Raw genomic sequence first — 12,672 nt, 5'->3', positions numbered from 1 at the left:
GGGCAGTGCTGGCTATTTAGCAGTAACCAGCTGGGATATATCTGCGACCTCGAGAAACAAGCCCTGGAGCTGAGAAAGAAGCGCTAAGCGGTTATTCTTAAGCGCCGGGTCTTCCGCGTTTACCATGACTTTGTCAAAGAAGTCGTCAACGGCTGATTGTAGACTAGCGAGTGACTTTAGACCTTCTTCAAAGCGTGCTTCGGCAAACAATGGCATCACCGTAGCTTGCTGTTTATTGAGTTGCTGCGCCAGGGTTTGTTCCGCTGTTTCGACTAATAAATTTTCATCGATCTGAGTAGGAATTTGACCCTGCACTTTGGCCAATATATTGGATACCCGTTTGTTCGCGGCCGCAAGCGCGGAAGCCTCTGCTAGCTTTGTGAACGCTTGTACCGCGTTAACACGCTGGTTTATGTCCAAGGGCTTGCTTAGTTGTTTGGCACTAACGGCCATAAAGACTTCGGTGGCGATGCCGCTGTCTTCGTAACCTGCTTTCAAACGCTCTAGAATATAACTCAGCACCGTAGCACTTAGTTTTTCGCTAGGCGTAATGGTGCTGTGCTGCGCTATGGCGAGGTCTATTAATTGTTGTAAATCGAGATCGTGACCGTTTTCCGTGATCAATCGCAGAACACCAAGAGAGGCGCGTCGCAATGCAAAAGGATCTTTTGAGCCAGTTGGGATTTGGCCGATTCCAAAAATACCGCAGATGGTATCGAGTCGGTCGGCTAGTGCGACAATAGTGCCAGTGAGGGTTTGTGGCAATACATCACCGGCAAAGCGCGGCATATACTGCTCATTCATTGCCAGCGCGACATCCTCTGCTTCGCCATCGTTTAGCGCGTAATAGTACCCAGCAATCCCTTGTAGGTCGTCAAACTCCAGTACCATCTCGGTAACCAGATCACTCTTACATAAGTTCGCCGCACGCACCGCACTACTCGGGTCGGTGTTAAGAAGTTTTGCAATAGCAGCGCTTAACGACGCGACGCGTTCAGTCTTGTCGAAGATAGTGCCAAGCTTTGCCTGGAAAACAACCGTGCGTAGTTTTTCGCGACGGGTTTCCAAACTGGTTTTACAATCCGTTTCGAAGAAAAACGCGGCGTCACTTAGGCGCGGACGAATAACCCTCTCGTTGCCGTCGATTACTTTCTGTGGGTCACGACTTTCTATATTGGCAACGGTAATAAAGTTCGGCATAAGTTTGCCGTTAGAATCTGTAACATGGAAGTATTTTTGATGCTCTTTCATTGATGAAACAAGCGCTTCGGGTGGTACTTTCAAAAAGCGCTCCTCAAAGCTCCCTGCCAGTGCCACGGGCCATTCAACAAGTGCGGTTACTTCATCTAAAAGATCTGGATCAATTATAGCTTTACCACCTAGTGATTCGCCGAGTTTAGTAACCTGCTCGCGTATGTCTTGCTGACGGGTATCGTAATCTGCGATTACTTTGCCTTGGTCCCGTAAAATTGCCTCATAGGCTGCTGCGCTAGTAATCGACAAACTTTCATTGCAATGGAAGCGATGACCACGGCTTAAGCGATCCGCACGTAAATCAAAAATCGTTTCACCAATAACTTCTTCACCATACACAATGGTAAGCCAGTGTATCGGTCGGACAAATTCAGCACGCGACGCACCCCAGCGCATGCGCTTTGCAATAGGCAATGCCGCTAATGCGGTATTGGTGATTTGTGCAACAATCGCTGTGGTTTGGTCACCGCTAACGACGCTGCGAAGGCAGAGTTTGTCTTGCTTACCATCGTTCGCTATATGATTTTTGAGATCACTGCTATCGAGTTGGTTTTTCTTTGCGAATGCTAGGGCTGCTTTGCTGGGATTACCGTCGGTATCAAAGGCGACGCTCGCTGGTGGCCCCCAGACTTCTATTTTGCGATCGGCTGCGGTTTCAGCCAAATCACAAATAAGTACGGCTAAACGGCGAGGAGTAGCAAAACTCTTCAGCGACGCGAAACCTAGAGCCCTTTCGTTCAGTTGATTACTGATGCTTGTGCTAAAGTCCGCGGACAAACCCTTAAGCGCTTTGGGTGGCAGCTCTTCGGTACCAATTTCAATTAATAGATCACGTGTGCTCATTATTTGTTCTCCGCAGCAGCTGCCAACACTTCGTCACGCAGATGTTCTGGTGCCAGCGGGAAGCCGAGTTTTAGGCGCGCATCGAAATAGGCTTGCGCTACTGCGCGCGCTAAGCTGCGCACGCGTAGTATAAAACGTTGGCGCTCAGTGACCGATATCGCATGCCGGGCGTCTAATAGGTTAAACGCGTGTGAGGCTTTCATTACCATTTCGTAAGCAGGCAGCGGAAGCCCTTTCTCAATCAAGCGCTGACTTTCGGATTCACAGTGATCGAATTGCTTGAACAGCTGCTCGACATCCGCCTCTTCAAAGTTAAAGTGCGACATCTCAACTTCGTTTTGATGAAAAACGTCGCCATAAGTGACATTGCCCGCCGGGCCTTTGGTCCAAACTAAATCGTAAATACTGTCTACGCCTTGGAGGTACATGGCAATACGTTCTAGGCCATAGGTGATCTCCCCACTAACCGGATAGCATTCTAGGCCACCGACTTGCTGGAAATAGGTGAACTGCGTCACCTCCATTCCATTGAGCCAAACTTCCCAGCCTAGACCCCAGGCGCCGAGGGTTGGCGATTCCCAGTTATCCTCTACAAAGCGAATATCGTGAACCTGGGGATCAATGCCGAGCATTTTCAATGAATCCAAATACAGATCCTGAATATTGGCCGGGGAAGGCTTCATAATGACCTGGAACTGATAATAGTGCTGCAGGCGGTTGGGGTTTGTGCCGTAGCGACCGTCAGTAGGTCGACGACAAGGCTGAACATAGGCTGCGTTCCATGTTTCTGGACCAATAGCGCGCAAAAAGGTGGCGGGGTGAAAGGTGCCCGCACCCACTTCCATGTCCAGTGGCTGTAATAACACGCAGCCTTGCTCGGCCCAGTATTGCTGCAATGCCAAGATTAGCCCTTGAAAGGTGCTGACGTCTGCCTTGCTCACGGTCTTCCCCATAGATTTAACAAAGACGGGAATTATACAGAGTTGCGAGGCTGTGGGCTAAGGCTATGGATGATTCTAGCCGACAGCCATGGCGACTTGTTATGATCGGCCCTCAGATTTAATAGGAATGATGGTAATGGCGAAATTTATAGGCGCGTTTTTGGGCTTTTTGATGGGCGGCCCACTTTTTGCGCTATTGGGCTTTGGTGTAGGCGTATTCTTTGATCGCGGCCTTAAACAAGCAATGGGCTTTAATTATGGCGCCGAACGCGAGCGCATTCAGGGCGTGTTGTTCGACACCGTGTTTAGGGTAATGGGACACGTTGCTAAAGCCGACGGTCGGGTTTGTGAATCTGAAGTTGCTCAAGCAGAAGCGATTATTGCGCAGTTTGGTTTGACTGGTGCGCGCCGTGCCGAGGCAATAACGCGTTTTAAAGAAGGCAGTGCTGACGATTTCGAATTGGCGCCGCAGATTTCTGATTTTTTGTTGGTGGCAAAAACTCAGCCATTGTTACGACAAATGCTTTTGGAAGCGGTATTGACCATGGCTTTGGCCGACGGTGAAGTTGATTCCGCCGAAAAGGACATACTGTTGCGGGTTGCAGGGTATCTTGGTGTGTCTGCGCGGGAATTTCAGCGCCTTCTCGAGATGGCTATGGCTCAGCGTCAGTTTCATGGGCGCGGCACTGGCGGTGGTCAGCGATCTGGCCAGAATAGTGCCAGCGAACTTGCGGCGGCCTACAAAGCGATTGGTGTCACTGAGTCGATGAGCGATGCTGAAATAAAACGCGCTTACCGAAAATTAATGAGTCAGCACCATCCAGACAAATTAATTGCCAAGGGCGTGCCTGAAGACATGATGAAAATAGCGACAGAGAAGGCGCAAGAAATACAGGCGGCATACGAGCTGATTAAAGACAGTCGGGCTAAATAGGCTAATCGCAGTAATACAAAAGCGTAGCGATTGGGCTACGCTTATTAAAACGGTGAGCTTAAGCTTGCGCTGCCAAGGGGCTAACATTGCTGGGCGCAGCGTCATTGTCGATCTCAGCTAGCGCTTCTACCCTGCCCTTACAGGCAAGCATCACCGCTTCTTTGTTCTTAGACAGGAATATGCCAAATTCCTCAGCTTGGGTCTCGTCTACGCCAGGAATATGTTCTTGCAGCAAGGCGGTAAAACCTTCAGCCAGCTCCAGCATTTTGTCATAGGCGTCGGCATCTTTTTTGTTGTCAAACATACTGTTGTCCCTGTCACACATCCACTTCGCTACTACCGCCATACTCCACCTCGTCTGCTTGTTGAACGGTATTTATCGGTTGCTTGTACTGTATATAAACACAGTTGTGTTTGCAAGGCCGACGACTACCGTAGGTATTTGTACTATACGTGCCTGCTATACTGCATTTCGCCGTAACGGCTTGCCCACTCTAAAAATTGATCGGCGGGTAAGGCGGGGGAATAGAGGTAGCCTTGAACCATATCACAATGGCGTTCGCGGAGAATGCGGCGTTGATTCAAGTTTTCAACGCCTTCAGCAATAACGCGCATGTCGAAACTATGAGCCATGGCAATAATCGCATTGGTTAGCGTGATACTGTCTTGGCAGTTGTCGATATCGTTAACGAAACTGCGGTCGATTTTAAGGGTGTCGAAGGGATAACGTTTAAGATAGCTTAAGGACGCGTACCCAGTACCAAAGTCATCAAGCGACAGGTGTACGCCGCGAGCCTTGAGCTGCTTAAAGATATCGCGAATAGCCGGGGTATCGTTTAGTAGCAGGCCCTCAGTGATTTCTAACTCAAGCTGCGCAGCGGGTAAGCCACTTTGCTTTAACGCACGATCAACACTGGCCAGTATATCGCCGTCAATAAACTGCTTGCTGGAAATATTCACCGCGACATTCAACGCCGGAAAGCCGGCGCGCGACCAAGTCATGACCTGCTGGCAGGCCTGTTCTAGAACCCAGGTGCCAATCGCGATAATTTGCCCGCTGTGCTCGGCAATATGAATAAATTCATCGGGTCCGGGATTACCAAGTTCACTATTTTGCCAACGCAAAAGTACTTCAACACCCACCAGTTGATTATTGCGAAGATTGATAACTGGTTGATAATTCAATACAAATTCATTGCGAGTAATGGCATGACGGAGTTGGTTCTCTAACTCTAAGCGTCGATCAGCTTGATCACTCATGCTTTCATTGTAAAAACAAAAACGATCGCCGCCCTGACTTTTTGCATTGAACATGGCCGCTTCAGCCCTGCGCATTAGGGTGTTGCCATCGCTACCATCCTGTGGATATTGACTGAGGCCGATGCTGGCAGAAATAGTGACTTCATGTTGCTCAATGTAAAAGGGTGAACGACAGCGATCACACAAGCTTTCGGCAAGAATACTGGCTTCATCATGGCAGTTACTGGCGTCGAGTAGGATTAAAAATTCATCAGCACCAAGGTGAGCGAGAATATGTTCGTCACGAACACAGCGGCGTAGGCGCTCTGCTGTTTCAATAAAAATCTTATCGACAATATGATGACCGAGGGATTCATTGATATAGCGAATACGATCCAAGTCAATATGAACAATAATAAATTCATGTTTTGACGCAGCGCATTTATCGATCGCAGAATGCAAGCTGCGCAGTGCAAATTGTCGGTTAGGTAAGCCCGTTAAAACATTATAGTGTTCGCGAATAAACAGACGATCAGTAATGGCTTTGTGTTCGGAAATATCATCGCAACAGACTACAATCTTGCGGAGCTGGTCTTCGCTATTCACGACGGGCGATATAGTCGTTTGCAAGTATTGGGCTTGATCTGCGTCACCGAACCATAGCTCGCCTTGCCAGGTAAGGCCATCATCTATAGCCTCGCGAATTAGTGCCTTCGTTTCGGCTGACACATACTTTTCCCATTTCATTATGTCGAAAGCATGTGAAGAATGATCAAGCCCAAGTTTTTCGATACTGGGATGGCGGTAATTGATGTACTCGGGTTCTAAATCAGTATTGAGCAGTAGCATTGCAGAGGAACCATGCTCAAGAAGCAATGTTAGTTTCCGATTCTCAGCGAGTATTTTTCGCGTGCGTCCGCGCTGTAACTCGAGGTATATACAGAAAGAAAAGCTCAACAATACAGTACAGCTAGTGAGTACCGCTAAGGCCAAAAGTGCAGGTTGATAGTCTGTTTTAAGGCCGAAATAGCTCGCTGCCGCAAGTGCGACAGAAATTAACAAGCTAATTGCCAGAACAAGATAACCCATGGTTTACCTAGCTAAATAAAAGTGATTTCTCACTGCAGTGATTTTAGCGCATTTGGTTTGCATGCAATTAATTCCGCTACCGTACTTGCATTAAGGCCGTCGTCATTTGCACGTTCACAATAATATCTTATATCTAGATTTTGAAACTGTGACAGTAATTCCCTTTCACTCAAGTAAAAGGATTTATTCTTGGGCCCAGCTTGATCCTTCACACCGGCATTTACAAAAGTTTGATAAAACAATAAGCCACCGGGCTTTAGCGCAGCGGCGAGTGCCGAGAATAAAGGCCGATAAAGGAAATAACTTACGACAATAACATCGTAACACTGCGGCGCTAGGGTGAAGTCGTCATTTTCGATATTCGCTAGTTCTGTATGGATGGATAATTTTTGCTCTTGGGCATAATCGTACAGGCGAATAAGGGCAATATCAGAGATATCCAGTGCCGTGCAAGATAGCCCAGACTTGGCGAGTAAGACAGCATTGCCGCCTAAGCCGCAGGCGAGGTCTAGTGCCGTTCCGCTGGCGGGTAGTAAGTCGCAATGTTCCTGCAGTACCCTGCACGCAGGCACTGGCATGCTGCGCTGCTGGTGCCGTTGATTCCATTTGGCTCTACTATCTGCGGCTGCGAGATGATTAACCATTGCCTAGCGTCGCCAGAATGCGGGCATTAACAATACCAGTAGCGTAAAAATCTCCAAGCGGCCAAGTAGCATCGCATAGCACAAAATCCATTTTCCGGTGTCACTCACACTGCGGTAGCTTGCGGCAACGTCACCTAAGCCTGGCCCCATATTATTGATCGCAGCGGCGGTCGCTGAAAATGCAGTGAGTGAGTCGAGTCCGCAGGCCATCATTGCCAAGGTAATGATGATAAAAGAAATCATATATACGCCGACAAAACTCCACACTGCGCTTACGATTTTCGCTTCAACGCGATGAGCACCAATTTTTAGGGGAATAACCGCATTAGGGTGAATTAGCTGGTTCATTTCGCGAATGCCTTGCTTGGCGACCAACATAATCCTAACGGCTTTCATACCGCCACCGGTGGAGCCCGCGCAGCCACCCATGAATGACAGCATTATCACTGCAACAGGTAAAAAACTTGGCCAAATAGAGAAGTCTTCGGCGCCAAAACCGGCGGTGGTTGCCACTGATACTGTGTGAAATATGCCGTGAACTATACTGTCGTTAAGATTGTAGGTACCGCTAGTAAACAAATAAATCGAAATAATAGCGATCGCAATGCCGACCACGGATAAGTAAAACTTGGTCTCTGAATCCCGGAAGTAATGCCTGAGTGAACGGGCCCGCCAAACGTGGAAGTGTATAGCGAAACTCATGCCGGCAAAAAGCATAAACGCACTGCAAATCATTAAAATCAGCGGACTATCAAAATACCCCATGCTGGCGTCGTGGGTTGAAAAACCACCAATCGCTACGGTGGAAAACGAATGGCTAATGGCATCAAAAATACTCATTCCGGCTAGCCAATACGCGAGTGCACAGACGCCCGTTAGGGATAGATACATTAAGAACAGGACTTTGGCAGTGCCAGTAATGCGGGGCGTTAGTTTGTTGTCTTTGACTGGTCCCGGTATTTCGGCTCGATACAACTGCATGCCACCAATGCCGAGTATGGGCAGGATGGCAACCGCAATAACGATGATGCCAATTCCACCTAGCCATTGTAAAAATTGGCGGTAAAATAAAATTGAAATAGGTAAGTCATCAAGGCCTGTGATGACCGTTGCGCCGGTAGTGGTGAGCCCGGAAATGGATTCAAAGACCGATTCACTGACCGAAAGCCCGGGGCTCTCGGCGAGATAAAAAGGTAACGCACCGAAAAGGCCAAGTACCGTCCAGAATAAAGAGACAACCAAAAAACCGTCGCGAATGCTTAATTCGTGGCGTTGTTTCAGATTGCCAATCCACAGTAATAGCCCGCTGCAAAAGGTCAGTACAAAAGCCCATACAAAGGCCATTACCGCGCCGTCGCCAAAGACAATAGCCAGCACCGCGGGAACAGCCATGGTTAGGCTGAATATCATTAACAGCATGCCGATTATGCGACAAATAATACTCAGGTGCATGGCGTACCTTTTACTGAGAAGTTAGTCATTAGAAAAAACTAAACCCGACTTGAAAGAGTTTTTCGACTAACTTAATTTTACTTTTATCGACAAGGAATAAAATTAAATGATCTTCTGGCTCCACCTGTAAATGGCTGTGAGCGATAAGCACTTCTTCACCGCGGACTAGGGCGCCAATGCTAACGCCTTCAGGTAGAACGATTTCATCTAAGCGTCGGCCAACGACTTTAGACGAACGGCTATCACCGTGGGCTATAATTTCTAAGGCTTCGGCAGCGCCGCGTCGCAGGGCGTGAACATTGTAAATATCGCCGCGCCGCACGTGGGTAAGCAAACTACCTATCGTTATTTGCTGGGGAGAAATGGCGATATCAATATCGCCGCCCTGTACTAAATCCACGTATGCGGGATTAGTAATTAGGGTGATGACTTTTTTCGCGCCCATTCGTTTGGCGAGCAGTGATGACATAATATTCGCTTCGTCATCATTCGTAAGGGCAAGAAAAACGTCGGTCTCTTCGATGTTTTCCTGGGCGAGCAAGTCGTGATCCGACGCGCTGCCGTGGAGTACAATGGCTTTCGATAATTGCTCTGACAAGGCGCGGCAACGGTCGTAGCTACGCTCAATGATTTTCACGTGATAGCGACTTTCAACAGCCCTTGCTAGACGCTCGCCGATATTACCGCCCCCTGCAATGACTAGGCGTTTATACGGCGTATCCAAGCGGCGCAATTCACTCATTACCGGCATAATGTTCTTTTTGGCGGCAATAAAAAACACTTCGTCGCCTGCTTCTACGACCGTATCGCCGCTGGGCATGATCGCGGTGCCACGGCGGAAAATAGCGGCAACCCGGGCGTCGATGGTGGGCATATGATCGCGAATCGCCGCTAATTCGTTGCCGACCATTGGGCCGCCGTAATAGGCCTTTACGGCGACCAGCTGCACCAGTCCGTCGGCAAAGTCCAGCACTTGTAATGAGCCGGGGTATTGCAATAAACGCTTAATGTATTGGGTAACCAGTTCTTCTGGACTGATAAAAACATCGATTGGAATGCCTTCATTGCCAAACAGCTTTTCAACTCTGGTGTAGGCGTTGGAGCGAATGCGGGAAATTTTGGTTGGGGTCCGAAACAAGGTGTAGGCGACCTGACAGGCGATCATATTGATCTCGTCGCTATTGGTTACCGCGATCAATAAATCGGCATCGGCGGCGCCGGCGCGCTCTAGGACATCGGGGTGCGAGGCTTGGCCGGTTACCGTGCCAATATCAAGACGGTCTTGTAGTTCGCGCAGCCGCTCAGGGTCTCTGTCTACTACGGTGATGTCATTGTGTTCACTGGCCAGGTTTGCCGCCAAGGTACCGCCGACCTGCCCTGCACCAAGAATTATGATTTTCATTGTTCGCTATCGCCTGCGCAGTCGCTGTTATTCACTAATTGTGTGTTCATCTAGTGTGGCACTCAATGGCCACTTTTACCGTTTTTTCCGTAACAGAGCGTAGAAAAAGCCATCGTGGCCCTGTTCCTGGGGAAATAACTGCCGACCGCCCTGGCGGTCTTCGCCCCACGTGACATCGAGGGGCATCAGTTCAGCGCTAGACTCGCGACTGAGAAATGCACTTATTTGCTCCTCGTTCTCCGCGGGTAGTAATGAGCAGGTTGCGTACACAAATAAGCCGCCAGGACTTAAGCACTGCCACAGCTTTTCGAGTAAATTCGCCTGCAAACGACATAGCGGCGCAATATCACTCACCATGCGGTTGAGCTTTATGTCCGGGTTGCGACGAATAACACCGACCGCCGAACAGGGTGCATCAAGTAAGATGCGATCAAAGCTCTTGTTGTCCCACCAACTGTCGAGGTCGGCAGCATCCGCGGCAACAAGGCTGGCTTTGAGCTGCAAGCGTTGTAAATTCTCATTGATTCGATCCAGACGATGCTCATCAATGTCGAGGGCGACCAGCTCCCTTAACGCCGGTTGGGCCTCAAGGATGGCGCCGGTTTTACCGCCGGGTGCAGCGCAGGCATCTAATACACGCTGGCCGGGCTGTAAATCGAGTAACTCGGTACACAATTGCGCGGCTTCGTCTTGGACGCTGATATGGCCCTCGTTGAAGCCGGGTAATTTATCTACTCCGCAGGCTTGCTCAAGACGAATCCCATAGGGGGCGAACTCACAGGGGCTGGCTGCCATATCGAGTTCAATCAGTTTTTGCAAATAGGCATCACGATCGTGATGCTGGCGATTAAGGCGCAGGCAAAACGGCGGATGCGCATTGCTGGCGGTGATAATCTCAGCAAGTTGATCAGGCCACGCTTTGGCGAGTGCTTGATAAAGCCAGGCCGGAAACGCAGCTTCCACAGCGGGTTTTAGATCGGCAAATAAGCTTGCTTGTTCGCGCTGACAGCGGCGCAGTATGGCGTTAGCCATGCCAGCCGCCCATTTCTTGCCGAGACTGCGGCAGCCTTCTACGGCGCTGTTGATGGCGGCGTGGGGTGGAATTCGGGTGTAAAAAAGCTGGTAGGCGCCGATTAAAATCAGCATTTTTACATCACTGTCTTTGGGCTTAAGGCCCTTACTGAATAGCGGCTTTAGCGCGGCATCCAAACGCCAGTAGTAGCGAAGCGTACCGTAGCATAGCTCGCGATAGAGTGGCCGTTGGGCGGGGTCGAGATCTTGCTCACCTCGTGGCAATTGTCGAGACAGCGAGCTGCCCTCTTGGGCAATACTGGCGAGGCAGCGCGCCGCCGCAACTCTAGGACATTTCATACTGCGCCTTGGTTGGCAAAACAGGTGCCGGGGGCAAATTGCTCGGCGCGGGAATTTAGCACATCTCTTGCCGCGAGAATTTTGCCACCGGGCATTTGCAGTTCCAGAATACGCAGACAGCCGTCACCACAGGCCACCAATATACCGGCCTTGTCGGCGCTGATAATGACGCCAGCGGTGTGGCCATGTGCGTGCTTACTTTCTGCTTGGGCGCGCCAGATTTTTATACGCTCATCCGGGCGACTGGCGGCGAAGCGGGTATAGCAAATCGGAAACGGAATAAAAGCGCGTATTTTACGGTCCACACTCATGGCATCTAAGCGCCAATCTATCTCGGCTTCGGCCTTCGTTATCTTGGGGGCATAGTTACTGAGCGTATTATCTTGTACTTCAGGCCGGGCTTGGCCGTTAGCAAGTGCGGTTATGGTGTCGATCAAACCGGCGCCGCCCAAATCGGCAAGGCGCTCTAGCAAGTCAGCGGCGCTGTCTGTTGGGCCAATCGAGCAGCTGATCTTACTGAGCATGGCGCCGGTATCGAGACCGGCATCCATTTGCATAATTGTCACACCGGTTTCTTGGTCACCAGCTTCAATGGCGCGTTGAATCGGCGCTGCACCGCGCCAGCGCGGTAGCAAGGAGCCATGAACGTTCACGCAGCCTAGGCGGGGAATATCGAGTACACTTTGCGGCAACAGCAGGCCGTAGGCGACCACAATCATTAGGTCGGCGTTGTGGCTGGCGAGGATTTCGCGGTCAGCGGCTTCGCGAAAATTGATCGGTTGAAATACCGGAATTCCCGCCTTTGTAGCACATTGTTTGACCGCGCTGGGCTGGGTTTTTTTACCGCGCCCGGAGGGCCGGTCTGGTTGGGTATACGCGGCGACAATGTGGTGCTGACCATCATCAATCAGCGCTTGTAAGTGCCGCGCGGCAAACTCAGGCGTGCCGGCAAACACTAGTCGCAAAGGCGATGTACTCATGGTTTGTCCGCGGCTTTTTGCTTCTGAAGTTTGACCATTTTACTGCGAATACGGTTGCGCTTAAGCGGTGAGATGTAATCAACAAATAACTTGCCAAGTAGGTGATCATTCTCGTGTTGAATACACACTGCCAGCAGCCCTTCAGGCTCAATGGTGAAGGCGTCGCCATTGCGATCTAGGGCCTTTACCCGCACGTGTTGTGGGCGCTCTACGGTTTCGTAATAGCCTGGTACAGACAGGCAGCCCTCGTCGTACTGAAAGGTGTCTTGATCCAATACGCTAATTTCTGGATTGATAAAGACCAGTGGCTCGCTGCGATCTTCGCTGGTATCGATTACCACGATTTGCTCATGTACATTGACTTGGCTGGCGGCCAAGCCAATACCGGGGGCGTCGTACATGGTTTCGAACATGTCGTCGATCAGCTTGCGGATGCGATCATCGACGGTTTTGACCGGTTTTGCGACGGTACGTAGTCTTGGGTCGGGAAATTCGAGGATTTCAAGTACAGCCATAACAGTTT

At 50.0% G+C, this 12,672-nt stretch carries 11 protein-coding genes; 1 reads left to right on the top strand and 10 read right to left on the bottom strand.

Features of this window, described 5'->3' with window-relative positions:
- Positions 1–12 precede the first annotated feature (12 nt).
- Both glyS and glyQ read right to left on the bottom strand, forming a co-directional pair.
- The gene (gene glyS, locus ABD836_RS07880; protein ID WP_344934295.1) at positions 13–2,097 is read right to left on the bottom strand and encodes a glycine--tRNA ligase subunit beta; all 2,085 of its coding nucleotides are present in this window, start codon (positions 2,095–2,097) and stop codon (positions 13–15) included.
- Positions 2,097–3,038 (bottom strand): glycine--tRNA ligase subunit alpha, encoded by a 942-nt coding sequence (glyQ, locus tag ABD836_RS07875; protein ID WP_344934293.1) that lies wholly within the window; start codon positions 3,036–3,038, stop codon positions 2,097–2,099. Before glyQ ends, glyS begins: the two co-directional genes overlap by 1 nt.
- Positions 3,039–3,174: 136 nt before the next feature.
- Between glyQ and djlA the strand changes: the two genes are divergently transcribed.
- Entirely contained in the window at positions 3,175–3,972 is a 798-nt protein-coding gene (gene djlA, locus ABD836_RS07870; RefSeq protein ID WP_344934290.1) for a co-chaperone DjlA, read from the top strand.
- 58 nt (positions 3,973–4,030) lie between these two features.
- Here djlA and ABD836_RS07865 read toward each other — a convergent pair whose 3' ends face one another.
- From ABD836_RS07865 to def, 8 genes are all read right to left on the bottom strand, one after another.
- Positions 4,031–4,318: a YebG family protein gene (locus ABD836_RS07865; RefSeq protein WP_344934289.1), complete on the bottom strand. Its 288-nt coding sequence runs from the start codon at positions 4,316–4,318 to the stop codon at positions 4,031–4,033.
- Between the two features lie 101 nt (positions 4,319–4,419).
- The gene (locus tag ABD836_RS07860) at positions 4,420–6,300 is read right to left on the bottom strand and encodes a putative bifunctional diguanylate cyclase/phosphodiesterase (protein WP_344934286.1); all 1,881 of its coding nucleotides are present in this window, start codon (positions 6,298–6,300) and stop codon (positions 4,420–4,422) included.
- A 29-nt stretch (positions 6,301–6,329) separates the two neighbouring features.
- On the bottom strand, positions 6,330–6,944 hold the full coding sequence (locus ABD836_RS07855; RefSeq protein WP_344934283.1) for a class I SAM-dependent methyltransferase: 615 nt from the start codon (positions 6,942–6,944) through the stop codon (positions 6,330–6,332).
- 3 nt (positions 6,945–6,947) lie between these two features.
- Positions 6,948–8,396: a TrkH family potassium uptake protein gene (locus ABD836_RS07850; RefSeq protein ID WP_344934281.1), complete on the bottom strand. Its 1,449-nt coding sequence runs from the start codon at positions 8,394–8,396 to the stop codon at positions 6,948–6,950.
- Between the two features lie 28 nt (positions 8,397–8,424).
- Complete coding sequence (gene trkA / locus ABD836_RS07845) at positions 8,425–9,798, bottom strand: Trk system potassium transporter TrkA (protein WP_344934279.1); 1,374 nt, start codon at positions 9,796–9,798, stop codon at positions 8,425–8,427.
- Positions 9,799–9,873: 75 nt separating this feature from the next.
- On the bottom strand, positions 9,874–11,169 hold the full coding sequence (gene rsmB, locus ABD836_RS07840) for a 16S rRNA (cytosine(967)-C(5))-methyltransferase RsmB (RefSeq protein WP_344934277.1): 1,296 nt from the start codon (positions 11,167–11,169) through the stop codon (positions 9,874–9,876).
- Entirely contained in the window at positions 11,166–12,149 is a 984-nt protein-coding gene (gene fmt / locus ABD836_RS07835; RefSeq protein ID WP_344934274.1) for a methionyl-tRNA formyltransferase, read from the bottom strand. Before fmt ends, rsmB begins: the two co-directional genes overlap by 4 nt.
- On the bottom strand, positions 12,146–12,664 hold the full coding sequence (gene def, locus ABD836_RS07830; protein WP_344934270.1) for a peptide deformylase: 519 nt from the start codon (positions 12,662–12,664) through the stop codon (positions 12,146–12,148). Before def ends, fmt begins: the two co-directional genes overlap by 4 nt.
- Between the last annotated feature and the right edge of the window lie 8 nt (positions 12,665–12,672).

This window comes from Zhongshania borealis, from assembly GCF_039539625.1.
In the GTDB taxonomy this organism is placed as follows: Bacteria; Pseudomonadota; Gammaproteobacteria; order Pseudomonadales; family Spongiibacteraceae; genus Spongiibacter; species Spongiibacter borealis.
The sequence above is the reverse complement of the archived record's forward strand: the minus strand, read 5'-3'. Positions and strand labels throughout refer to the sequence as shown.

Excerpts from the sequence above, each read along its gene's own strand:
- djlA (WP_344934290.1), top strand. The coding sequence starts at position 3,175 with ATGGCGAAATTTATAGGCGCGTTTTTGGGCTTTTTGATGGGCGGCCCA.
- ABD836_RS07865 (WP_344934289.1), bottom strand. The coding sequence starts at position 4,318 with ATGGCGGTAGTAGCGAAGTGGATGTGTGACAGGGACAACAGTATGTTT.
- fmt (WP_344934274.1), bottom strand. The coding sequence starts at position 12,149 with ATGAGTACATCGCCTTTGCGACTAGTGTTTGCCGGCACGCCTGAGTTT.
- trkA (WP_344934279.1), bottom strand. The coding sequence starts at position 9,798 with ATGAAAATCATAATTCTTGGTGCAGGGCAGGTCGGCGGTACCTTGGCG.
- def (WP_344934270.1), bottom strand. The coding sequence starts at position 12,664 with ATGGCTGTACTTGAAATCCTCGAATTTCCCGACCCAAGACTACGTACC.
- ABD836_RS07850 (WP_344934281.1), bottom strand. The coding sequence starts at position 8,396 with ATGCACCTGAGTATTATTTGTCGCATAATCGGCATGCTGTTAATGATA.
- ABD836_RS07860 (WP_344934286.1), bottom strand. The coding sequence starts at position 6,300 with ATGGGTTATCTTGTTCTGGCAATTAGCTTGTTAATTTCTGTCGCACTT.
- glyS (WP_344934295.1), bottom strand. The coding sequence starts at position 2,097 with ATGAGCACACGTGATCTATTAATTGAAATTGGTACCGAAGAGCTGCCA.
- ABD836_RS07855 (WP_344934283.1), bottom strand. The coding sequence starts at position 6,944 with ATGGTTAATCATCTCGCAGCCGCAGATAGTAGAGCCAAATGGAATCAA.
- rsmB (WP_344934277.1), bottom strand. The coding sequence starts at position 11,169 with ATGAAATGTCCTAGAGTTGCGGCGGCGCGCTGCCTCGCCAGTATTGCC.